This window comes from Desulfogranum marinum (assembly GCF_016918565.1).
In the GTDB taxonomy this organism is placed as follows: domain Bacteria; phylum Desulfobacterota; class Desulfobulbia; order Desulfobulbales; family Desulfobulbaceae; genus Desulfogranum; species Desulfogranum marinum.
This window is the reverse complement of record NZ_JAFFQD010000003.1, coordinates 1-22,386: the sequence shown is the minus strand read 5'-3', so window position 1 is coordinate 22,386 and position 22,386 is coordinate 1. Positions and strand designations below refer to the sequence as shown.

Sequence of the window (22,386 nt, the reverse complement as noted above, 5' to 3'; positions counted from 1 at the left end):
TTTCTACTGCAATGGTCAACGTTCACAATATTTTTATATATGCCTTGTTCCGGATACTTTCAATCCAGCTTTTATACAACAACTCCATCTCCTGTTGATACAGCTTTTCCCGTATTTCTTCTTTGACGGATTCGTATGGTACTTTGGTGATAATTTGCCCCTCTTGGCTAGACAAAATAGTAAAAAATTGATATCCGGAGGGAGTTTCAACTATTTTGCTTATCTGGCCAGGTTTAAGACCAACAATAGCATTCCGCATAAAAGGTGCCATTTCTTTTTCTTGGAAAATGCCTAGGTCTCCTCCATCTTTTGCCGATGGGAGGTCTGAATACTGCTGAGCAAGCTCTTTGAAATTTCCCCCTTGCTGAGCAAGTTTATGCACTTTGGTAATTTTTTCTTTTGCCTTCTTTTGACTGAGTTTTCGGCCGTCGGCACCCAGCGTATTTTTGGAAACACCAATTTGCAGTATATAATATCCTCCCGCTCCGACTTGCTCGGTGTAATGTAAATCGTAATAATCAATAATTTTCTCTTCCGGGATGATAACCTTAGAGCGCACCTCATAGTTGACGAGTTTAGAACGTAATATCTGCCCTTTGAGGTCTTCTAGATAGAGCGGCTCGGTCATGCCCATGCTCTTGAGCTCTTCCAGGAATTGTTGGCGTGAAATTTTATTGTTAACGAGGATACGTTGCAGAGCATTTTCAACTTCCTGCTCAGAGACGGTTATTTGCATTTTCCCCGCTTCCTGAAGCAGTAATTTTTTATCAATGAGTTTTTGGATGACGCTTGAACGTATCTGCTCCATAACTTCTTGTAATTTCTCAGGCGGAACCTCAGAGGCAGCTTTTTGAAAGAGAGGCTGACCTAGTTCGTTGACTTCTGAGAGCGTGATAATGTCATTGTTGACAATAGCTACACTTCGGTCAACGAGTTCTGCGGGTACGTTGTACGGTGTGCAGCAGCAGAAGAAGAACAATAAAAGAGCGAATTTTTTCCCAGTCATATATGATTGTAGTTGTTGGTAGAATTGGCTGGAATGTAAGACTTTGGCGAGGTGTGAAAAAACGGTAGTGTTCAGAGTCGGTAAATAATTACGAAAAGAATAACTGTATTACCTGACTATCTAATCGGTAGGAGGTAAAGGCGCAATATTTTTTGGTGAAAACGACCTCGGAGAGAAAAGCCTCCACTTTAAGATTACAGAAAATGGCCCGGATTTTGTACTCTTATGCTAAGATTCAATACCTTTTATTTTTTGGAGATATAATCATGATCGGCGGAATACATTCAGCCTTATCCGGCCTGGCCGCAGCGGGCGTTCAAACGGCTAATACAGCAAATAATGTTGCAAATCTGAACTCAGACGGATTTAAAAAGGGGCGAGTACTGCAGGCCGAACAACTTCCGCAAGGAGTAAGCACAATTGTCGAAAAGGTTGAGACACCAGGAGCATATGCCATAGAAGATACGTCCGAGGGACAGGCTCTCATCGAAAAGTCAAATGTGGATCTAAGCGAAGAAATGCCGCAAATGATGGTCAATCAGCACTCCTACAATGCAAACCTTAAAACACTGCAGGTTGCCGATGATATGACAGCCTCTCTTTTTGATATTAAGGCATGACGCTCTCTGGGCATAGTCATAAAGTTTCGTCAGTGACTGACATATTCGAGTTTTGAATTACTTATTTGCAATTTGTTCTATCTTTCGGGGATGCACTGTGTACCTTTTTTCACAAACAACAGATTAGCACTTTTCCTGGTTTCGATCCTGCGGAAGTATCAGCCTATACTGGCCAATCAGAAGTACATTGCGTTGTTTCTTTTCATCTTGCGGTAGTTTTCTCGTTTTTAAAAAAGAGTAGCTTGAGCTACGATAGATATCATTTAGCCTTGAAATTTATGGTACAGTGCATTCTTCTGTACAAGAGTCATAACTTTATTATTTGGAATAAGGCTGCTTGTCGATAGTGTTGAGAGGAGGCCTTCAGGGAGAAAATAATGTTGAGTGTTGGGTTGAGGATGCGGGTTCTGAGTTTGGTTTGTAGTATAGCATTGTTCGGCTTGCCCATGACCACTTTGGGCGCAGTAGATATGCCCCGGTTTTCTTTGCCGTCAGTAACAGATGGAAAAGTTGTAGAGAGTTCCTCTTTTGCCGGCAAAGCTTTACTGGTTACTTTTTTTGCAACCTGGTGTGCTCCCTGTCGGCAGGAAGTACCGGTTCTCAAAGAACTCCATCAGAAATTTGAAGGGCAAGGCTTTTCCGTTATCGGGCTTTCCGTTGATGAAAAAGGGCCTGGGGTTGTCGCGGAACTGGTAGAACAGGCAAAGATAAATTACCCGGTGCTCATGGCAGATAGATTAACACCACGGAAATTTGGAGGGATTATTGGTATCCCAACCTCTTTTTTAATCAACAAGGCAGGGCATGTGGTCAAAAAATATCCAGGGTACATACCTCGCGGCCTATTGGAAAAGGATATTAAATCAATTCTTTAAACGTTTCTGTATGAAGACATTGCTTGGGTTTGTTGTTGACAACTGGTGTGTTTTCCCTTACCTTTCGCTGCAAAGATTGCAGTAAAGATGTTGAGTTAAGTTCCAATTAATTAAAGGAGGATATGATGAAAAAGGTTATTTCCGCTGTAATGGTTGCTGCTTTTGTGATGAGTGCCAGTGTTGTTTTGGCTGCCAAGGTTACCTGTGAGGTTAGCGCAATTGAAGGCGATACGGTCACCATGACCTGTAAAAACGCTGATAAATTGAAAGTAGGCGACAACGTCTCTGTAAAAGCCAAGAAAAAGAAAGCTATCGAAGGCTGCTAGTAGACTCTTTTTATTTTTTTTTAGAGCGGGCCGGTGCTTCACCGCCCCGCTCTTTTTTTATGCTGACCCTGCTATGGAATTTTTTAAAGCCATCCTCCTTGGGATCATCCAAGGGCTCACAGAATTTTTACCTGTTTCAAGTTCCGGCCATCTTGTCATAGGGTCAGAATTATTGAATTTCAACGATCCTGGTATTGCCTTTGAGGTCTTTCTCCATGTAGGAACACTGCTTGCTGTGGTGATAGCCTTTCGAACAGATTTACTCCATATGGTACGTTCGCTTTTTTCCACGCCAGCCCAGCGTAAGGATGACGCGGAACTGCAGCGGTCATTTCTGTGGAATATTTATATCATCCTTGCAACCCTTCCCGCCGTTTTTGTCGGTTTATTTCTCAAAGATTCTATTGAACATTTTTTTAGCAATATTCTTGTGACATTTACGATGCTTGCGGTTACCGGATGCATCATGTTGTTAACGACAAAACTGAAAAAACAAAAAGGACAGATAAACGGAACAAGATCCTTGTGGATGGGCGTAGCCCAGGCCATGGCAATTTTGCCGGGGTTGTCGCGAAGTGGTTCCACCATCTTCACCGGAATGGCACTGGGGGTTCATCGGGAGACAGCCGCCAGGTTTTCTTTTATCATGTCTATTCCGGCTATTCTTGGGGCTGCTGTATTGCAGGTAAGTGAACTTGTCGCAGCGCCACCAAGTAGCAGCGAGATGTGGCATGTCATGGTTGGGACGGCAGCTTCTCTTGTTTCTGGATATTTTGCTATTATATTGTTAATGCGATTTGTGCGTAGGGGACAGTTGCACTGGTTTGGTTATTACTGTCTCTGTCTTTCGTTCGTAGGGTTTAGCTGGTATGCCCTGCAGTAAAATTTGTTTGAACAAAAAATATTTCTACCTGATTGGTAATTGTGAATTTTATGGACCCACAAACCTTGCCGGCTGAAGAGCTGGCCCTCTATACCTCACTGAGAAAACAACTAAAACTTGCTTTTGAACCGCTCAAGGTGCAGGATTATCGTCTCAATCTTCTGAAGTGTACAGATCTGGAACAGATTCTAGAGGGGAAAGACCCTTTGAAGGATGTTTCCGCCTTTCCCCTGTGGATACGTTTGTGGGAGGCTGCCATCGTTCTTGCAAATTATTTTGCAGGACAAAAGCCTCAACCTGGCACGAGCTTGCTGGAACTTGGTGCAGGGTTGGGAGCTAGCGGACTCGTTGCCGCAGCAGCAGGGTATGAGGTAACTCTCACTGATTTTGAAGAGCGCATTCAGCAATTTCAGCGAATAAATGCTGCGGCAAGCAATTTATCAGGAGTACGGTTCGAATTTCTTGATTGGTTCAAGCCATCAGATATAGGGCAGTATGATGTGATTGCCGGTTCAGAAATTCTGTATCGCGATGAGTTTTTTGAGCCGCTTATTCACATTTTTAAAACTGCGTTACGCCCCGGCGGTGTTATCGTGCTCTCTCATGATGCCGGCCGTCGCAATATAGCCCCATTTTTTGAACTGGCGCAGCAGGATTTTAGAATTAGTGTAGTCAAGCGAACATTGAAAAGTCTGGAAGGTGATAAAGTTATCCTGCTTGCCCGTTTATTAAGGAAATAAGTTAACCTCTCTAGTGTCGGCACCAAGAGTCGCCTGCTGTCTGGAGCTTTTTAAAATCTGAGCCTTAAAAAAAACGTGTATCCTGTTTGTCTGCAGTTAAAAGATAAGCTTTGTGTGGTCATCGGCGGCGGTGCGGTGGCTGAACGCAAAGTTCGAGAGATTCTTATCCAACAAGGCAAGGTTCGACTTGTAAGCCCTGCACTTAGTCCCAAACTTCAAACAATGGCTTCAGGGGACAAGGTTGTCTGGCTGAGGAAAGAATATGAGCCGGAAGATTTAAATGGTGCCTTTCTCGTCTATGCCGCCACTTCAAGTCGAGCCGTGCAGAAACGTATTCAACGAGATGCCAACGCTGCAAATCAGCTCATCAATATAGCTGATGATCCCGAAGGGTCCAGCTTTCATGTTCCAGCTTCTATCCACAGGGGAGATCTTACCCTCGCTATCTCAACAAACGGCAAAAGCCCAGCCATGTCGGCCATGGTGAGAAAACAACTGGAACATACCATTGGAGAAGAGTACGGGGTTCTACTCAATCTTGTTGCCGCTATTCGGAGTCAAATTTTAGCCGGAGATGAAGGGCAGCAGCAAAAAAGAATTCTATTCCAGAAAATTCTTCATCAGGATATAATCGGCTGGATAAAAAACGACCAATGGGAATTGGTTGAAGAGCATATAAATAACGTCCTGGGGACAACCGTTGAGGTTGATTGGAAGGACATTAGAGAGAACCGTCTATGAGTTTTCTACTTTTTCAAGTCAGTTGTATTATCTATCTGTTATCTGCAGCTACGTATCTTTTTTTCTTTCTCTCAGAGAAAAAAAAATTTCGGAAAGTTGCCCGGTGGCTCTTTTTTATTGCTGCTGTTCTTCATACCCTTAATATTCTTTTCAGATATATTGAGGCTGGGCATACGCCCATAACCAGTCATCACGAAACCATATCTTTTTTCGCTTGGGCAACGGCATGGAGTTATCTCTCCTTTCGCTGGCGTTATACCGTGAAAAATCTCGGCACCTTCGTTAGTACTCTAGTGGTTGTCTTAATGTTGGTCGCTGCATTTTCTTCCCGGCACATTATTCCCCTTGCTCCTGTCTATCAATCTTGGTGGCTACCTGTTCACGCATCCATTTCCCTGGTTGCTTATGCTTTTCTTGCTCTGTCCTTTCTCGGTAGTATTATGTATCTGCTCCAGGAAAGAGAAATTAAGCAGAAACGCTTCGGCCTTTTTTATTCCCGTCTTCCTTCTTTGGAGGCACTGGATAAACTCAACCACCATTGCCTCAGTGTTGGCTTCACCTTGCTTACCTTAGGGTTGGTAACCGGTGTACTTTGGGCCAAGCAAGCTTGGGGTGCATATTGGCACTGGGATCCCAAAGAGACGTGGTCGCTCATTACCTGGTTCCTCTACGCCGGGGTCATGCATCAGCGTTTTACAGTTGGATGGCGCGGCCGACGGATTGCCGTCATCAGTATTATAGCCTTTGTTTCAGCCATGTTTACCTTGTGGGGGGTGTCCTTTCTTTTGAAAGGGGTTCATACTTATGCCTCGTGATACTATTGTTTTGCTGGGGGTCAATCATAAAACCACACCGCTGGCCATAAGAGAAAAACTTGCCATTTCCGGGGGCTATGATCATTCTCTGGAAGTGTTGAGTAAGCTGGATGGCATTAAAGAATGCTACCTGCTTTCCACCTGCAATCGAGTGGAGGTGTTGTTCACCTGTCGGGAGCCGACAGAGTGCAGTAACGGGGTGCTCGAAATGCTTTTTGCTGATGCGGCTACCGGCGATGACTTTGAAAAATATGTCTATCAGTACCAGGACGAAGCTGCTGTGGAGCATCTTTTCATGGTTGCGGCCAGTCTCGATTCAATGATTGTCGGAGAGGCACAGATTTTAGGCCAGTTGAAAGAGGCTTATCGGTATGCTTCAAATCATAAAAGCTCTGGATTTGTGTTGAACAAACTGCTCCACAAGGCTTTTTCAACAGCAAAACGGGTGCGAACGGAAACCGGCATAGGAGCCAGTGCCGTATCGATTAGTTATGCTGCGGTTGAGCTGGCTAAAAAAATATTCGGCGACTTGCACGACAAAAAAGTGCTGCTCATCGGGGCCGGCGAGATGGCAGAGCTTGCGGCAGAGAATTTGGTGGGGCAGGGCGTTGCTGAGGTGGTGGTTGCCAATCGAACATTACAACGGGCAGTGACCCTTGCTCGCTGTTTTAATGGCTATGCCGTTGCACTCGAAGAAGTCCTTGGCCAGCTTGAGCAAGTTGATATTGTCATCAGTTCCACCGGAGCAACAGAGGTTATTCTCAACAAAGATGACGTTCGTGGTGTCATGCGGGAGCGCCGTAACAGGCCGCTCTTTTTTATCGATATTGCAGTCCCCAGAGATCTGGATGCCGGCATAAACGAGTTGGATAATGTCTACCTTTACGATATTGACGATTTGAATAATGTCGTAGAAATGAACAAGAGTGAAAGAGATAGGGAGGCTGTCAAGGCTGAGCGGATTGTTGCCGAGGAAAAACTCAAGTTCACCAAATGGCTTGAAAATCTCGTCACGACACCGACTATCATTGAACTACGTAAGATGGTGGACGAAGTCGTTATGGGAGAGTATCAAAAAACTGTTAACCGTATAAACGGGCTCACAGAAAGTGACAAACGTTCAATGGAAAAAATGGCATCGGCCATAGCCAAGAAACTTATGCATCACCCTTTGCAGTACCTCAAGACAGACCATCATTGCGTAAATCAGACTGAAAGAATTACCGTGGTCAGGGCTCTTTTTAACCTGGATAACAATGAATCTATGAAATAGTTCATTATGATTACTGAAGAACGTGAGCTGATCATCGAGGAGGAATTGCTCATTATCCGTGATTCCGGGGAAATACCGGAAATAGCATTTCATTCAACTTTGGAGTACCTCACTCGTGATGGTGAAGGACCGGCAATGGTGCTCACAGAAGAAGAACTCAGCGCATTGCACGAAGCCGTTATTAAGCGATATCTTGAAATTATTCGTCGAGATTTGACCGCAGATAACCGTTCCCTTTCCTTGTTCAGAGGTGTGGAACGGGCTAGAGTCAACTGGGCAAGACTGCAGAGGTTTTGTAAGCGGGTTCAGGTTGATGTGGCTACATATCGGGAGGATGTTGCCCGGGCGTTGATTGCGTTTATGACTCTAGAATGCAATGAAAAACGGCCAGGACAGGCGTCTCAATCTTTTAATTGCTCATCTGTGCATCTTTGTGATTTTATTAGCGCACTCCACATCCCACTTGATCAGCTTCCCCAGGATTGGCAGGGATTGTGCGTACCTGCAAAACGATCCACATAAAAGACGATAAAAACAGAGAATGCCGGAGGAATAGCCATGACTGGAAAAAGTAAGCCATCAATCCTTCGAGTTGGGGTGATTGGTACAGGAAAACACGGTAGCCGGTATGCTAACCATTTGGTCCGTGATATTCCTGGTATGGAGCTTTCTGCAATCTCACGTCGCTCCGCCGCCAAAGGCGCAGGTCAGGCAAAACAATGGGGATGCTCTTTTTATGCCGACTGGATGGATCTGATCGCCAGTAGTGATGTTGATTGTGTGGTAGCCGCGGTGCCGCCGACCATGAACTTGGCCATAGCAAAGGAATGTGCTCGGGTGAGCAAGCCGGTGCTGATTGAAAAACCACTTGCAGGTAGTTTGGAGGATGCTCACCGCATTGTATCCTTGGAAAGTGAAACGGGGCTACAACTGACGACCGGCCAGACTTTGCGTTACAATGCTGTTGTTCAGGCATTGAAGCAAAATATTGGGCAAGTAGGAACGTTGCACACTTTTTCCGCCAACCAGCGCCTGGAACCGTCCACCCTTCAATGGCATGAAGATCCTTCGTTGGCAGGAGCGGGGGTAAGTTTTCATACAGCAGTGCATGTTTTTGATGCCCTTCGCTACATTACAGGTCTGGAAGTGGGCAAGGTAGCAGCTGTTACTCGCTCAAAAGGGGATAAACAGCTTGAGGATGTACTGGCTGTTTTGCTTGAAATGGATAACGGTGTGGTCGGTACCGTAGATTGTTCCAAGGTCGGCCATGCAAGGTCCGGCTTGTTTGAATTTGTTGGCGATAAGTGCCAACTTCTAGGTGAACAGATCTACAATAAATGCACGAAAATAGAGCAGCAGAAAATAACCGACTTAAGTCCGCTGGAACCTGTAAGTACTATTGTACCGCTACTCTGTGAATGGGAACAGTATCTGCATCGGCAGGCGCCAAATCCGGTTCCTGGGATTGAAGGGCTGGCGTCTGTTCGAATATGTGAAGCCTGTCTGGAAGCTGCCCGGCTGCAGCAATGGGTGACCCTGTAAAAGGGGACCTGCCGACCATCAATACTTCTTGGGAATAAGTACATGAACGGCAGGTTGTGTAGAGTCTAACGATTAGGCCGAATTTCTCATGAACTTTTTGATTTTAAACTCAATTGTTTGATATTATTAATTAAAGAGTAATTGTGCAATTGACAGTCTGTCTTTCGTCTTCAATCAAAAAGTTCCCCCTTCGGGTCAATAGATTTTTCCGCAGGATCTGCGTTACAAACCACTTGCGGTAGTTTACTACCGGAGTCTTCGCTACCTGCTGCGCGGCTTGTGCCTTGCCCTGCGAAAAACTTTATTGATGAGAAACCCGGGTTAGTGTTTGAATGAACGTTGTCCTGTGTACATCATGGCAACCTTTGGGTTTGCTTCGTTGCAGGCTTCGATGGACTCAAAATCACGCAGCGAGCCGCCTGGCTGCAGAATTGCCGTTATTCCTTCCTTGATACCGACATCAACGCCATCTCGAAAAGGAAAAAATGCATCAGAAATCATCACAGAGCCTGACAAGCCTGCATTATCCGCCATGACCTTGATGTCAATTTCCTCCAGCATGGACTCGTCTTTTTTCCCTTGTTCAATTTCAAGGGCCAGTTGCGCATAGGGAATATTGTACATATCAAAACAAAGCATATCCGCATATTTTATGTAGGCTTTGTGTACTGCAATTTCCGCGACACCTACTCGGTCCTGTTCGCCTGTGCCAATACTGGCAGTACAACCGTCCTTGACATACAGCACCGAATTCGATGTTACACCATGCTCAATTGCCCAGCCAAAAAGCATGTCGTCAATTTCTCTCTGGGTGGGTTGCCGTTCACAGCGATATTCCACCCCTTTGCGCACTGTTTCTGCGGGCATTAAATCTTCAGGGGTGCGGATGGTGTTAATAGCAGATTGCTGTACAATGATGCCGCCATCGATCAGTGATTTAAAATCAATAAAACGATGGTGTTCAAAATCAGCCAGTTTGTTAATCCCGGCCATCTTGATAATTCGCAGGTTCTTTCTTTGGGCAAGGATATCAAGCGTTCCTTCTTCAAAATCAGGTGCGCATACGACCTCAAGATAATTTTCCGCCATCAATTTTGCTGTCTCTCTGTCAACCGGGAGAGTGGTTACAACCGCACCTCCAAATGCAGCAATTCTGTCAACCCGGTTGGCCTTGTTATAGGCATCAGCAAGATTTACACCCACTGCTGCACCACAGGGATTGTTGTGTTTTAGTATTGCAGCAGCCGGTTTATCTGCCAGGTATTTGATAATGTTCAGGCCGTTATCAACATCGGTCAGATTAATTTTACCAGGGTGTTTCCCTACTTGTACCATATCATCTACGGTAATGGCGCTGACCAGGCCATTACCTGGATTAATATAGCTGCATTCGCCGAGGACGAGGTTACCGTTGACCAGTTCGTAGAGCGCTGCCTCCTGGTTAGGGTTTTCGCCATAACGCAGACCTCTTTCTTCCTCGGTTCCGTCAGCGGATTTGATGTTCCAGGTTTTCTTGCGATAGACCAGTTTCTGGTTATCAAAGGAAATGGTCATTTCCATGGGGAATGAATCGCCAAGGATAGATGAATACATTTTTTTTATATTACTCATGATTGTGAAGCTCCGTCGTGTTGAATGCCTGAGTAGAAATCGCTGAAAAGTGGTGGATATTACCCTTTAGTTACTCATTGAGAAAGTGAAAACTCAATCAGTGGCGAAATGATCGGCACTGATTATTATCCTACTCTGTGGATCAGTGGCGGAATACGTTCATTTTGGTCGATAGAGCAGTTTTCAAGAACTGCATGGGCACCTATAACAGCACTGTCGGCAACAGTGCAATCATGGAGCACAGCCCCTGTGTTGACAATGCAGCCTCTGCCAAGCGATGTCTTTCCGGTGAGCTGGATTCCCGGGTAGAGTATGCAGTCTCCCCCAATAGAGCAGGTGGGAGCTACCAGAGTGGTATCTGGAGAGAGCATAGTGATGCCGGTGAGCATGAACTCGTGGTTACATCGTTTTTGCAGCTCTTGATGAGCAAGGGCCAGCTCCACCCGTGAATTCACCCCAAGTACATCGATTGCCTCAGGGTGTGAAAAATTGTGGACTTTATGGCCGCTGTTGACGGCAATGGAGACGATATCGGTGAGGTAGACTTCGCCCTGGCTGTTATCTGTCCCTACCTGATGAAGAGCGGAAAACAGAAAATCTTTTTTGACCACATATATACCCGCATTAATTTCACAAATTTTTTGCTGCTCTGGAGTGGCATCCTTTTGTTCTACAATCTCAACTACATTGTGTAGAGCATCTTTAACTATCCTTCCGTAACCAAAGGGATTATCCAATGATGTCGTCAGCAGGGTAAGCGTTGCATCGGTGTCCAGATGTTGCTCAAGAAGAGCTTGGAGCATTTGAGGCCGGACTAGTGGTGTATCGCCGCAGAGGATCATTACCTGTTCAGCATTTGTGCACGCTGTTTCCGTGCACAGTACAGCATGCCCGGTCCCCAGTTGTTCCTGTTGGGTTACTGGGATGTATTCGTATTCTTTCAAGGAGCTTGCAACACGCTCTTGCTGGTGGCCGACAATGACAATGCTTTGTTGCACTGGAATCTGTTGAATACTGTCTAGTACATGATGCACCATGGGTTTAAAAAAAACTTCATGGAGCACCTTGGCTTTATCGGATTTCATCCGAGTTCCTTTGCCGGCGGCAAGGACAACAGCGGTAATAAGAGGGACCATCTTTTTCCTCAAGGCGATATTTAATTGGTTAATTCAACGCGTTGCGTGAAATGGATATATCAGGGAGTAAGATTCGCTGCATACAAGTGTAGCATCTTGCCCAATTCTACATGGACTTCTTCTCTCAATTGCTGTGGGGAGATGATTTCCGCCAAGCTGCCGAATTGAAGTACTTTCATTATGATTTCACGGTGATCGGCAACGGGCAGGGTAAGGAGTAATCTATCACTCTTTTCATCCACAGACTGCTCCGGGTGCCATTGCTGGTATCTTACTGTTTCGGCTGCCTGGCCTTTAAAGGAAATGGTCACCGTGTTTGTTGGTGCTCCCTTGAAAATACCGAAAACGCCGGTAAGTGACCTGTCCCGTTTATCCATGGGGTGCTGAATAGGTTGGGGAAGCAGTTGTGCGTTTTGTATTCGTGAAAGATGAAACAACCTTCTGGATTCACGCAGGTAGCACCACGCATAAAGGTACCATCGGCCCTGATAATGCAGCAACTTAAGAGGATCAAGCGTTCTTTTGGTCAAGAGATGACGCTCTTTGGTATATGCAACGGCAAGCTGTTTCTGCTCAAGCAGCGCATTAATTATACACATTAAAGTAACATGGTCAACAGGTTCGGTTTCCACCCATTCACAATGAAGATATTGTTCCAGGTTATGATGGCCTGGAACAACCAGGGAGGTTAATTTATTGCTGAGTTGGGCAAATTCCGGCAGTTCTGAGAGGCCGGCTTCTTTGGCGATGGAAGTCAGGATACCGAGGAAAAGAATGATTTTGGAACTTTCTTCAAAGGGAAGCCGAAAACCGGTTTCTGTATAGTAATACCCGTTTTTTTGTTGATCAAAAGCAAGAGGGGCGAGAAGACGGTCACGGAGATAACTGATATCCCTATGTGCCGTGGCTGTCGATACTTCAAACTCAGCAGCCAATTCAGAAGCATTGGGGAAACCATTGTTGTCAATTCGAGAGTGAAAAAAATAGATACGTTCAAGCAGGCTCATAATTATTTTTTCAAAAAAAAAGGGGGTTGATCACTATATGACAAACCTCCCCTGGTAGAGTCAAGAAAAACGACAAACAGGAGGAGTGTTATGCAATTTAAAATGATAGTGAGTCGGGCAATGTTTGTATTTAACGGAATTGTTGAAGGTAAGGCGCAGCTTGAATCAGTCCGTTTTTTGAGCGACAAAATGTTGCAGGAGCAAAACAATGTGCTGATAGTAAAAGAAAAAGAGAGTGTCGATTTTTTTCTTGCCGGCTCTCTCCCTCTTTCCAAAATTTCCAAAGAACAGTTTGCCTGTCTGGTTGCCGCTGCTCGTTTTTTTGGCCATATACCAGGGAGCAACGGTAAGATTCCCATGTGGTTTGGTGCCGATTCCCTGGAAATGGATTATCACCATTTTTCATCACCGCAGCAGGCAGCCTATGCTTATGAATAGCAGAATTTTCGACAGTCTTGACTGGCGCAAAGGGCGTTGTGGAGTCTTTATAGGGCTTAGGCTGTAAAAAAGGAAGGCAGGAATATCGTTTATTAAGCAACATAACAAATAACCTTGCCTCCACGATTTTTAACTGTTCAGTAGTGCTCCGGTTGCAAACACTCAGGCAGGATAACCGTAGTCATGCTACGTTTATCCGTCCTGGTCGTACGCACAAGTAGGCCCAGGCTTGGTGGCATGTTACTGAAAGTTAAGCAGTAATTATTTTAGAGCGGAGGAAAGAGGTGTCTGGGAAGATATTGAGAAGCCACCTTGCAGATACTCACTCATTCGTAAATCAGAAGGGCTGTAATCAATTTTGATGGAACCGCAGGCTGTGAGTAGGGCTGGTTCTACCAGAAACGTGACCTCATCGTAGCGGTAGACAAGATCACTTCTTCTTGGCGAATCGAGACGGAGTGCAAGGGATTTCCAGTTACTCCCCAAGCTAACGAGATCAATGCGCACAGCATGAGTGGCCTGTTTTTTATCCAGGTATCGTTTTAAGATAGTGATGGCGGATGTGGTGACCTTGATCATACTGTTTGTCATTACAGTTATTGGTGCACCCAAAATGTAGCTATAGGGTATCTCAAAGGATGAAAAATATACTTTTAAAGATTCTATACTTCGAAACCATTCGTATGCTTACTGGCTTGTGAAGGTCTCGTCAAGTTGAAAAAAGCTATATACTTCAAAGTGTTATGGCGTAGTGGTGATAGAATAAGAGGGGGCTTCTTAAAAGGGTTGTGCGCCAATGATTTTCTGGTAAAAGGGGGTTTTGGGACCGACGCTTTATTTTTTGGAGGGTATTTACTTAACCCACTGAGTTACTGTTGATGTGGCTTTATTTTCAGAAAGATGATAAGTTTTTCTCTGTTTTTATTATTAATTGTACTGTTGGTTTTCAAGACTAGCTGTCGCTAATAAGTAAAAAAGGAAAAGAGGAACCCAGGATTACTCTTTTTGGATATAAACATACTTTTGTATGCATTTGAGCAGGTAGGCGAAGAAAATGATTCATTTCACTGCGTAAAGTTGCTGTACTTGCAGCCGCCATAAATCCATTAAAGGGTAAAGCGAAAAGAATGTTGATTCAGGGTAAAGCGTACAGTGTCTCTCCTCATGCCCATCTGAAAAGGTGCGAGTTCATGGCGGTTTCAACTGTTAATAGATGATTTTGAATAACTATAGATAATAATGCAACCAACAGATCACGAAATACTTATTTTGGATGGTGCTTGTGGGACCAACCTTCAGGAGATGGATATACCTTCGTCAGCTTGGGGGGAAAGCGAAGGGTGCAACGAATTGCTTAACATTTCCTCCCCGGAAACGATTGTTGCACTGCACACCGGCTTTGTCGATGCCGGGGCAATGGTAATAGAAACCAATACCTTTGGTGCCAGCAGCATCGTGCTTGCAGAATACGGCCTAGAGGAGAAAGTAGAAGAAATCAATCTTGCCGGGGTGGAGAACGCTCGTAGAGCTATTAACGGTAAGCCTAATACATATATTGCCGGTTCTGTGGGACCGGGAACCAAACTGCCTTCGCTCGGCCATATAACCGTTGACGCGCTCGCCAGCGCTCATGCCGAGCAGATACGTGCTTTAGTAAGAGGGGGGGTGGATCTGCTGATAATTGAAACCTGCCAGGATCTGTTGCAAATTAAAACTGCCATGACAACCTGTTTTCAAGTTCTGGAAGAGATGGAGAAAAAGGATATTCCGGTTATGGCCTCTGTTACCATTGAGCGTACAGGAACCATGCTTGTCGGCACTGATATTGCGGCTGCGGCGGTGACTTTTGAGCCTTTTCCATTGTTCTCCTTTGGCTTGAACTGCGCAACTGGTCCGGGGGAAATGGAATCACACATCAGATATTTGAGTCAGAATTGGGCCGGACGGATTTCCTGCGTACCTAACCAAGGGTTGCCAGAGGTTGTGGACGGCAAAACCTGTTACCCGCTTTCACCGAAACAATATGCATTGGCTATGAAGCGTTTTGTTACTGAATTCGGAGTAAGTATAGTCGGCGGATGTTGTGGAACAACGCCTGAACATACCCGTGCATTGGTCAAGGAGTTAAAAGACGTGAAGCCTGCGAGCAGGGAGGTGAGTGCATGAAGCCTTCAGTTTCAAGTCTGTACCAGGCAGTGGAATTACAGCAGGAAATTCCGCCACTTTTAATAGGGGAGCGCGCCAATTCCAATGGCTCCAAAAAATTTAGAGAACTACTGCTGGCCGATGATTTTGAGAGCTGTCTGAAAATAGCCCAGGAGCAAGAGGCTAAAGGTGCCCATATCATCGATTTATGCACAGCCTATGCCGGGCGGGATGAGCTGGCCGACATGACCACTTTAGTACAAATGTGTGCTGGTTCAGTCAAGGCGCCGCTTATGATTGACTCAACTACACCTGAGTGCATTGAAGCTTGTTTAAAGCTCTACCCCGGGCGATGTATTATTAATTCGATCAACCTTGAAGATGGTGGTGCCAATTTGCGCCGGATCTGCGGTGCAGCGAAAAAATATGGTGCGGCGGTCGTGGCTTTGACCATCAACGAGCAGGGAATGGCAATGACGGCAGCTGATAAGCTGGCCATCGCGAAAGAGATCTATGCCATTGCTGTGGAAGAACTAGGCCTGCGACCAAGCGATCTACTTTTTGACTGCCTTACCTTTACTGTAGGCTCGGGTGATGAAAATCTTCGCGATGCTGCCATACATACCATTGAAGGTATTAAGCTGGTAAAAAAAGAATTACCAGGCACCCTGACAGTTCTTGGGTTGAGCAATATTTCGTTTGGGTTGGCACCCAAGGCGCGCCGGATACTGAACTCTGTCTTTTTACATGAAGCGGTTGAGGCAGGGCTGGATGCCGCCATTGTCGATGCTGCAAAAATTTTGCCTTTAGCCAGGATCTCTCAAGAGGATCGTGAAGTGTGCCTTGATCTGCTGTTTGATAGAACAGCAGGGCAGGAGCCTAAGCCGCTGATGCGATTTATTGAACATTTCAGCGATCGAGCAGATGATGATTTCGATGAAGAGAAGGGCAGCGGCAGGACTCCTGAAGAACAACTGTTTCATCATGTGGTGACCGGCGATAAGGATGGGCTGGAAGATATACTGCCGGTGCTGATGGAGCGCTACAAGCCACTTGCTATTATCAACCAGATGCTTGTACCTGCCATGCGCCATGTGGGCGAACTGTTTGGTAAAGGTGAAATCCTTCTCCCCTTTGTACTGCAGTCCGCAGAGGTTATGAAAAGGTCAGTAACCTTGCTGGAGCCTTTTATGGATAAAATTGATGGAGAGAGCGCTACCAAAATTCTTTTGGCCACGGTTCAAGGGGATGTACATGATATCGGTAAAAACCTGGTCGATATTATTCTCTCCAATAATGGATACAAGGTCTACAATCTTGGGATAAAGATTCCTGCTGAAGCTATTATCGAGAAGGCCAAAGAGTATGATGTCGATTTGATCGGCCTGAGTGGTTTACTTGTGAAATCGGCTATTGTGATGCAGGAGTCCATGGCTCAGTATAAGGCTGCCGGTTTAAAAACACCGATCATGCTTGGCGGTGCAGCATTGACCCCTAAGTTTGTCGCTGAATCCTGTGTACCCGGGTATGATGGACCTGTGGTGTATTGCCGGGATGCGTTTGCAGGACTAAAAGCGGTACGGGAATTTGAAGATGGTACTTTAACTTCCACTGTTTTTGATCGTATCACCAGTGTGGAGGCCATGAAACCTGGAGTGAAGGATGCCGCAATAGATCGGGACGTCCCGGTGCCGACCCCTCCTTTTATTGGGCAGAGGTATGTGGAAGCAATCGATCCGCAAGAACTTTTCCCATTGGTCAACATCCAGGCTCTTTTTCGAGGGCGCTGGGGATATCGACGTGGAAAAATGGGAGCCGAGGAATACAGTGAACTTCTAACCACTACTGTGCAGCCTATTTATGATGGGCTCATAGAGCAGTCACTTGAACAACACCTGATTGCTCCCAAAGTATCCTATGGGTATTTTTCCTGTTACTCCAAAGATAATACGGTTTTCATAGAGGCCGATGGTACAACATATCCCTTTGCCTTTCCACGCCAGACAGAGGCTCCTCATTTGTGCATCGCTGATTATTTTAAGACCAAAGAAGAGGGTGGCGACATCGCTGGGTTTTTCGTCGTTACGATTGGTGAAAAAATGGCTGAGACCACAGCACGGCTTTACGATACTGACGCGTATCATGATTACTTAATGCTCCATGGTTTTAGCGTTGAAGTGACAGATGCTTTGGCCGAGTATTGGCATGCCAAAATGAGGGAGGAACTTGGGATCGGTGACACCAATGTGCAGGGTGTTGTTACCCAAGGATACCAGGGGTCACGTTATGGATTTGGCTATCCTGCCTGTCCTGATATGGACGTACACAAACCACTTTTTGCCTTTCTTAAACCTGAAAAAATAGGTGTTAGCCTTACTGAAAATATGCAGATGGTACCGGAGCAAACTACCTCGGCGATTGTTGTTCATCATCCACAAGCGAAATATTTTGCGGTGTAACCATGGAAAGCGATGAACTAAACGAAAGATATATATGTATAAATTGTGGGTATGTTTATGACCCTGCCAAGGGGGATCCAATGAACAACATTGCTGACGATACCCCCTTTGCTGAGCTTCCGGAAGCGTGGGTTTGCCCAATGTGTTATGCTACCCAAGACCAATTTGATCTCCTTGATTGATGCCCTTTTCTAAAGAGGCATCAGCTACGCGTCATACTGTCTTTCCCTTCATACGATCCACTTATAACTAGTGGCGTATGTCGGGAAAGATGATGTTTCCTTCCTGACTGTTTTTATTCATCCGGCTTTCTGTTTGGAGAGTGTCAGCATTTGTTCATGACCATGTTCAAAAAGAAATCTAGGTCGGATACCACTTCTTGAGGTCAAGCAAATACGATGAAATGTCCAAAGTGCGGCTTTATCCAAACTGATAATCGTGAATGTACTAAATGCGGTATTATTTTTGAGAAATATGAAGCGTTCCAGGAAAGAAAAAAACGCGTCTCTCTGCAGGATAACCGTTCAAGTGGAAAAGGTATTTTTTCTTTGATTACCGGCATGGTCATTGTTGCTGGTGTGTCAGTCGCAGTTGGATTGCACTTGATGCAGGCGGAGAAGCCTGCCGATAACACGTTATCGGTGAGCACTGATCAGAGCAATTTGGTGGCTGCGCAGGAGCCGCGGCCAGGTGCAGCACCTGCACAAATAGAGCGACTACAGCCTCTTTTGGGAAGTGATCAAGGCCGTGGGGTGGAACCCGAAGGGCTGGCTGGTCAGCTTGCACAGAACTTTGCAGGGACAGGGAGCCCCGTGGAATCTGCCCGAAATGCCACCGTCTCCATTGTCACACCATGGGGGAGCGGCTCTGGTTTTTTTATCGATAGATTTGGAACAATTATTACCAATCGCCACGTGGTTCAGTATAACGTCGATCAATTAGAGTGGATGGAATCGCAGGCTGAACTTCTGCGAGATCGTTTACATAATGAAAGGGAAAATCTCGATTTGATGCGGAGGCAGTTAAAACAGGTCAACGACCTCCGGGTGAAACAACAGGTAATGAAAAATATTGGTTTACGCGAACAACAATATACCAAGTATCAGCAAAAGTTAACGGAAATGGAGCAGCAGATTACAAAGATTAAACAGAGTGATTTTCTACAGGACGGAAAAATTATTCTTGTAGATGGGAGCGAATATGCTGTGAGCACATTTCAGCTCAGTCCGGAGCAGGATCTCGCTTTGCTTTCAATTGATGTCTATAATTCACCAGCCATCCCTGTAGTTAAGGCTGCAGAATACCCGAAGCAGGGAGCTTCTGTATTTACCATAGGGAGTCCGCTCGGTTTACATCATAGTGTTACCTCGGGTGTCATTTCAGGGTACAGGACGCTTAAAGGAAAAAAAATGGTTCAGGTCGATGCACCCATCAATCCCGGGAACAGTGGCGGGCCGTTAATCAATGCTCAAGGTCACGTTATAGGTGTGAATACGATGATCATCAATAATACGGAAGGCATCGGGTTTGCCATTCCTTTTGAGACTGTACTGGAAGAGTTCCCAGGAGTTTTGAACGAACAATAGTCAGACACAAACCATCATCAATTTACTCGATGTTGTCATAACAGGGAACGAGGACACCGGCCTCTCTAAAGCGTTCAATAATCTGAGTGTGGGCTGCTACGTCAACCTGGACTGTTTTGTGCAATGTTTCGAGGTAAACGGAAGGCTTTAAGCATTGCTCAAATTGGCGCAAGGTCAGACGATAACTGCGGTGGGGCAGGGAGAGGACCTCATCTTGAAGAAAGAAACACACTGTGCGCTGATATGGTATGGCAGCATTACCCTCCATTTGTTGGAGCAGGTCAAGAAAACTGCTCAAATCAGAATAATCATACTGGTGTATACTCATTCTTTGTCGATTGAGGGTGCAGAGGATATCATCTGACTCGCTATATTCGGCTAGCTCGGAGCCGGAAAAACGAAGTTCCTCCTTTTTCAAACTATACGCTACCAAATCATTGAAAAACGAAAGACGCTCATATTTTTTTTCGTTTCTAATTATTTTCACCAGTTCATCCAATAACGCCGCAAGCGGTAGTTGAGCAAAAAAAGCAGCCTGTTGTTTTTCAACCCAGGGTTGAATGATAGTTGCGAGGGCCCTCAGCCAGAATGTACCGGTACAATAGAAAAGAATATGGAAAAGTTCATGGTAGTTTTGTTCGATATGCTCAAGGCACTGAATAAGTGCTTCGGTGTGCATCAGTTCCTTTTCAGAGAGTGATGGAGGCATATACAAACATAAATTGTCGACCGGAAAAGGATACCGTTGCTGTTGATCAATAAGCTGTTTTTGGACAAGAAAATCACAAAAAATATTGGAGTGTTCAGGTTGTTGATGCCAATAACCGGAAGCTACATCAGTCGAGAGATGATCATAGCAGACGTGAATAGAGTGGTGTCCTGAGGTGTATAAAGTATGCTTCAAGCTAAATATTTGCTCAATTTCCCGGTCCAGGAGTTCTTTCGTCGCTTCAGTTGGATGGTAGCGACTGAAAAAAAGTTCAATCCGCGTGTTATGTTGCAGCTCTTTGCTGAGCTTGATGCAGTTATCAATAAGATCACCCAGAGCATAGGTAGCAGCACCTTTAATTTTTTTTCGACTCTTGTCTGCAATGACTTCGGGAGAAAATTCAAAGACGGGTTTGGCCCCTTGCCGGTTAAAGGCTTTTTTATATGCCGCAAGAAAATCATCGCCAACGAGATGCCATGCGCCGTAGTTGAGGGTGAAATGGTTGCGTAATTCTTGGTCAGCAGCGATAGCGCGAAATAATGAGATGATGTATTGGGGGTTGTTTTCATAACAGATATATAAAGTGTCTGTTACCTCTTTAAGGTGGTGTAAATCTTTAATAATGGATGGGATTGACCTACAAACAGGGTGGTTTCGGTGAGAATGTATCGTGAATGCCTGGCGACTCCCTCCGCAATAATCGCAATTAAAGACACAACCCCTGCCGATAAAAAGTGGGAACCCTAATATTGCATTTATTTTTGTAAAATATTGATTGGCATCCTCTAGAAGATCGATACGGGCAAACGACATCGTGTTGAGAAGTTGCTGGTCTATGAGCCACTCGTGGGAGCTGGTGGTAATTGCGTCTTGGTTGCGAAAAGTAAGGTTGGCTATATTCCCAATCGGCTTTTCCTGCAGCAGGTGAAGGAGTGGTTCTTCAGGATCTCCTTGAATCAGGTAGTCTACAGTTGAGAAATGGCGAAGTATATCTTTGCCAAAATACCCTGCACTGAAGCCGCCTATGATGATGGGTAGTTGTGGGGCATGTTGGTGTATGTGTTCAAGGACATGTTGAACACCATGGGCAGTTTCCTGCCAATGAAATATGACAGCAACATGGGTTGGTTCAAAGTCGAGCAATGTTTGGGCAAGTGAGACGTCTGCAGTTTGCGTGTCATAGAGGGCGTGATTGAAAATACGGGAAGCTATACCATGTGTTTCCAGGTAGTCACAAAGACCAAAAGTGCCCATGGGAATATAAAAAAAGAAAGGGCTGGCCGGATTAATGATAAGAAGACGAGCGGGCATAATATGGTGGATATGTTTTTAATTAGGGGCTATCCGTAAACGAGTTGAACAATATCACGCTCATATATAGGTTGGATTTGGTTGATCTAATTGACTAAAGCCGCAAACGTAGTTTGTGCTACGTTGTGATTTTTGTGATTAAAGATCAGTCAAGGATGACCTGAAGATGCGATTAGAGATGTTCAAGTTATTCCAGGATAACTCCTTAGAAAAGAGGATTGAAATAAGTGGTTATAGAGCAAGATAGGCAGCAAATTGCTAATGCAGGACGAATAATACCAGTTCTGTATGAAGACAACCATCTTCTTGTTGTAAATAAGCCTACAGGACTGTTGGTGCAAAAGGATAGCTCAGGTGATCCTGACCTTTTAACCGTGTGTAAATCGTATTTGAAAGAGCAGTATAAAAAGCCGGGAAATGTGTATCTCGGCTTGGTCCATAGACTTGATAGACCTGTATCCGGCACAGTGGTGCTGGCACGCACATCCAAAGCTGCAGCGAGACTGTCAGAACAAATTCGCTTACGGACAGTGGAAAAAAAGTATATTGCCCTGGTAGAAGGAGAAGTGCCTCAACAGGGCGTGTGGGCAGATAACATTGGCCGCAGAAAAAGCCATAGTGTTATAGACAGTGATGGCAAAGAGGCTGAGCTTCGGTTTACGAGAATAGCTTATGATGGCCGGGTTTCATTCGTTGAAGTTATTCTGGTTACCGGCAGACATCATCAAATACGGCTCCAATTCGCTCACAGAGGGCATCCTTTACTGGGAGACTATCGCTATAATGAAAGTGCTCGACCGTTTGGTCAACGTGAAATTGCCCTCCATGCTGCTGCATATGGCTGTAACCATCCAACGCTAAAAAAAAGGATGATCTTTACCTGCCTGCCTGGAGACGCGTGGCCGTATAAATTTACAACACTGTTAGCTAAATGAGCAGAACATTTTAAAAAAAAATCCAAAAAAAGCGAAATAGGGGACTCCAGGCAATGGGCAAAAAAAAATCCCCAATACACAATGAGTGTATTGGGGATTTTAAAAAGAGACGGCGACGACCTACTCTCCCACATAGTCACCCATGCAGTACCATCGGCGCTGAAGAGCTTAACTACCGTGTTCGGAATGGGAACGGGTGGAGCCTCTTCGCTATGGTCACCGAAAAAT

General features: G+C 45.2%; 22 protein-coding genes and 1 rRNA gene. 16 read left to right on the top strand and 7 right to left on the bottom strand.

The genetic code is table 11. The features are described from left to right. Positions 1-22: 22 nt before the first annotated feature. A complete protein-coding gene (locus JWH17_RS03230; RefSeq protein ID WP_205221128.1) occupies positions 23-1,006 on the bottom strand; it encodes a peptidylprolyl isomerase in 984 nt (327 codons plus the stop codon). 266 nt (positions 1,007-1,272) lie between these two features. Here JWH17_RS03230 and JWH17_RS03225 point away from each other — a divergent pair, with 266 nt between their 5' ends. From JWH17_RS03225 to JWH17_RS03180, 10 genes are all read left to right on the top strand, one after another. Further along, positions 1,273-1,626 (top strand): flagellar basal body rod C-terminal domain-containing protein, encoded by a 354-nt coding sequence (locus JWH17_RS03225; protein ID WP_205221127.1) that lies wholly within the window; start codon positions 1,273-1,275, stop codon positions 1,624-1,626. 377 nt (positions 1,627-2,003) lie between these two features. Then, the gene (locus JWH17_RS03220) at positions 2,004-2,501 is read left to right on the top strand and encodes a TlpA disulfide reductase family protein (protein WP_205221126.1); all 498 of its coding nucleotides are present in this window, start codon (positions 2,004-2,006) and stop codon (positions 2,499-2,501) included. 122 nt (positions 2,502-2,623) lie between these two features. Beyond that, positions 2,624-2,827 (top strand): selenite/tellurite reduction operon protein ExtJ, encoded by a 204-nt coding sequence (extJ, locus tag JWH17_RS03215; RefSeq protein WP_232370859.1) that lies wholly within the window; start codon positions 2,624-2,626, stop codon positions 2,825-2,827. A 73-nt stretch (positions 2,828-2,900) separates the two neighbouring features. Beyond that, the gene (uppP, locus tag JWH17_RS03210; protein ID WP_205221125.1) at positions 2,901-3,710 is read left to right on the top strand and encodes an undecaprenyl-diphosphatase UppP; all 810 of its coding nucleotides are present in this window, start codon (positions 2,901-2,903) and stop codon (positions 3,708-3,710) included. Positions 3,711-3,760: 50 nt separating this feature from the next. After that, a complete protein-coding gene (locus JWH17_RS03205; protein WP_205221124.1) occupies positions 3,761-4,450 on the top strand; it encodes a class I SAM-dependent methyltransferase in 690 nt (229 codons plus the stop codon). 75 nt (positions 4,451-4,525) lie between these two features. Continuing rightward, positions 4,526-5,191 (top strand): precorrin-2 dehydrogenase/sirohydrochlorin ferrochelatase family protein, encoded by a 666-nt coding sequence (locus JWH17_RS03200; protein ID WP_205221123.1) that lies wholly within the window; start codon positions 4,526-4,528, stop codon positions 5,189-5,191. Continuing rightward, entirely contained in the window at positions 5,188-6,006 is an 819-nt protein-coding gene (gene ccsB / locus JWH17_RS03195) for a c-type cytochrome biogenesis protein CcsB (RefSeq protein WP_205221122.1), read from the top strand. The genes JWH17_RS03200 and ccsB overlap by 4 nt, the downstream gene beginning before the upstream one ends. After that, positions 5,996-7,279: a glutamyl-tRNA reductase gene (hemA, locus tag JWH17_RS03190; protein WP_205221121.1), complete on the top strand. Its 1,284-nt coding sequence runs from the start codon at positions 5,996-5,998 to the stop codon at positions 7,277-7,279. Before ccsB ends, hemA begins: the two co-directional genes overlap by 11 nt. Before the next feature lie 6 nt (positions 7,280-7,285). Next, positions 7,286-7,801, top strand: a complete 516-nt coding sequence (locus tag JWH17_RS03185; protein WP_205221120.1) for a hypothetical protein — start codon at positions 7,286-7,288, stop codon at positions 7,799-7,801. Between the two features lie 36 nt (positions 7,802-7,837). Further along, the gene (locus JWH17_RS03180; RefSeq protein ID WP_205221119.1) at positions 7,838-8,821 is read left to right on the top strand and encodes a Gfo/Idh/MocA family protein; all 984 of its coding nucleotides are present in this window, start codon (positions 7,838-7,840) and stop codon (positions 8,819-8,821) included. A 321-nt stretch (positions 8,822-9,142) separates the two neighbouring features. Here JWH17_RS03180 and JWH17_RS03175 read toward each other — a convergent pair whose 3' ends face one another. The 3 genes from JWH17_RS03175 to JWH17_RS03165 all read right to left on the bottom strand — a co-directional run bounded on the left by JWH17_RS03175 (position 9,143) and on the right by JWH17_RS03165 (position 12,575). Further along, positions 9,143-10,432, bottom strand: a complete 1,290-nt coding sequence (locus tag JWH17_RS03175) for an IMP cyclohydrolase (RefSeq protein ID WP_205221118.1) — start codon at positions 10,430-10,432, stop codon at positions 9,143-9,145. 125 nt (positions 10,433-10,557) lie between these two features. Next, on the bottom strand, positions 10,558-11,568 hold the full coding sequence (locus JWH17_RS03170) for an NTP transferase domain-containing protein (protein WP_205221117.1): 1,011 nt from the start codon (positions 11,566-11,568) through the stop codon (positions 10,558-10,560). 59 nt (positions 11,569-11,627) lie between these two features. After that, positions 11,628-12,575, bottom strand: a complete 948-nt coding sequence (locus tag JWH17_RS03165; RefSeq protein WP_205221116.1) for a helix-turn-helix transcriptional regulator — start codon at positions 12,573-12,575, stop codon at positions 11,628-11,630. A gap of 90 nt (positions 12,576-12,665) precedes the next feature. On the opposite strand from JWH17_RS03165, the gene JWH17_RS03160 reads away from it, so the two are divergent. Further along, the gene (locus JWH17_RS03160; protein ID WP_205221115.1) at positions 12,666-13,013 is read left to right on the top strand and encodes a hypothetical protein; all 348 of its coding nucleotides are present in this window, start codon (positions 12,666-12,668) and stop codon (positions 13,011-13,013) included. Positions 13,014-13,274: 261 nt separating this feature from the next. On the opposite strand, the gene JWH17_RS03155 is transcribed toward JWH17_RS03160, so the two are convergent. Next, positions 13,275-13,604 (bottom strand): hypothetical protein, encoded by a 330-nt coding sequence (locus tag JWH17_RS03155; RefSeq protein WP_205221114.1) that lies wholly within the window; start codon positions 13,602-13,604, stop codon positions 13,275-13,277. A 648-nt stretch (positions 13,605-14,252) separates the two neighbouring features. Between JWH17_RS03155 and JWH17_RS03150 the strand changes: the two genes are divergently transcribed. The 4 genes from JWH17_RS03150 (at position 14,253) to JWH17_RS03135 (ending at position 19,203) form a co-directional block, all read left to right on the top strand. Then, a complete protein-coding gene (locus JWH17_RS03150) occupies positions 14,253-15,179 on the top strand; it encodes a homocysteine S-methyltransferase family protein (RefSeq protein ID WP_205221113.1) in 927 nt (308 codons plus the stop codon). Next, positions 15,176-17,617 carry a methionine synthase gene (locus JWH17_RS03145; RefSeq protein WP_205221112.1) on the top strand — a complete coding sequence of 814 codons (2,442 nt, stop codon included), beginning with the start codon at positions 15,176-15,178 and terminating at the stop codon, positions 17,615-17,617. Before JWH17_RS03150 ends, JWH17_RS03145 begins: the two co-directional genes overlap by 4 nt. Positions 17,618-17,619: 2 nt before the next feature. After that, positions 17,620-17,799, top strand: a complete 180-nt coding sequence (locus tag JWH17_RS03140; RefSeq protein ID WP_205221111.1) for a rubredoxin — start codon at positions 17,620-17,622, stop codon at positions 17,797-17,799. 216 nt (positions 17,800-18,015) lie between these two features. Beyond that, the gene (locus tag JWH17_RS03135) at positions 18,016-19,203 is read left to right on the top strand and encodes a S1C family serine protease (RefSeq protein ID WP_205221110.1); all 1,188 of its coding nucleotides are present in this window, start codon (positions 18,016-18,018) and stop codon (positions 19,201-19,203) included. 22 nt (positions 19,204-19,225) lie between these two features. Here the strand turns inward: JWH17_RS03135 and JWH17_RS03130 are convergent, their stop codons facing one another. Then, positions 19,226-21,223: a B12-binding domain-containing radical SAM protein gene (locus tag JWH17_RS03130; protein WP_205221109.1), complete on the bottom strand. Its 1,998-nt coding sequence runs from the start codon at positions 21,221-21,223 to the stop codon at positions 19,226-19,228. A gap of 227 nt (positions 21,224-21,450) precedes the next feature. Between JWH17_RS03130 and JWH17_RS03125 the strand changes: the two genes are divergently transcribed. Further along, entirely contained in the window at positions 21,451-22,158 is a 708-nt protein-coding gene (locus JWH17_RS03125) for an RluA family pseudouridine synthase (protein ID WP_205221108.1), read from the top strand. A gap of 107 nt (positions 22,159-22,265) precedes the next feature. Here JWH17_RS03125 and rrf read toward each other — a convergent pair. Beyond that, positions 22,266-22,382, bottom strand: a 5S ribosomal RNA gene (gene rrf / locus JWH17_RS03120). Positions 22,383-22,386 lie beyond the last annotated feature (4 nt).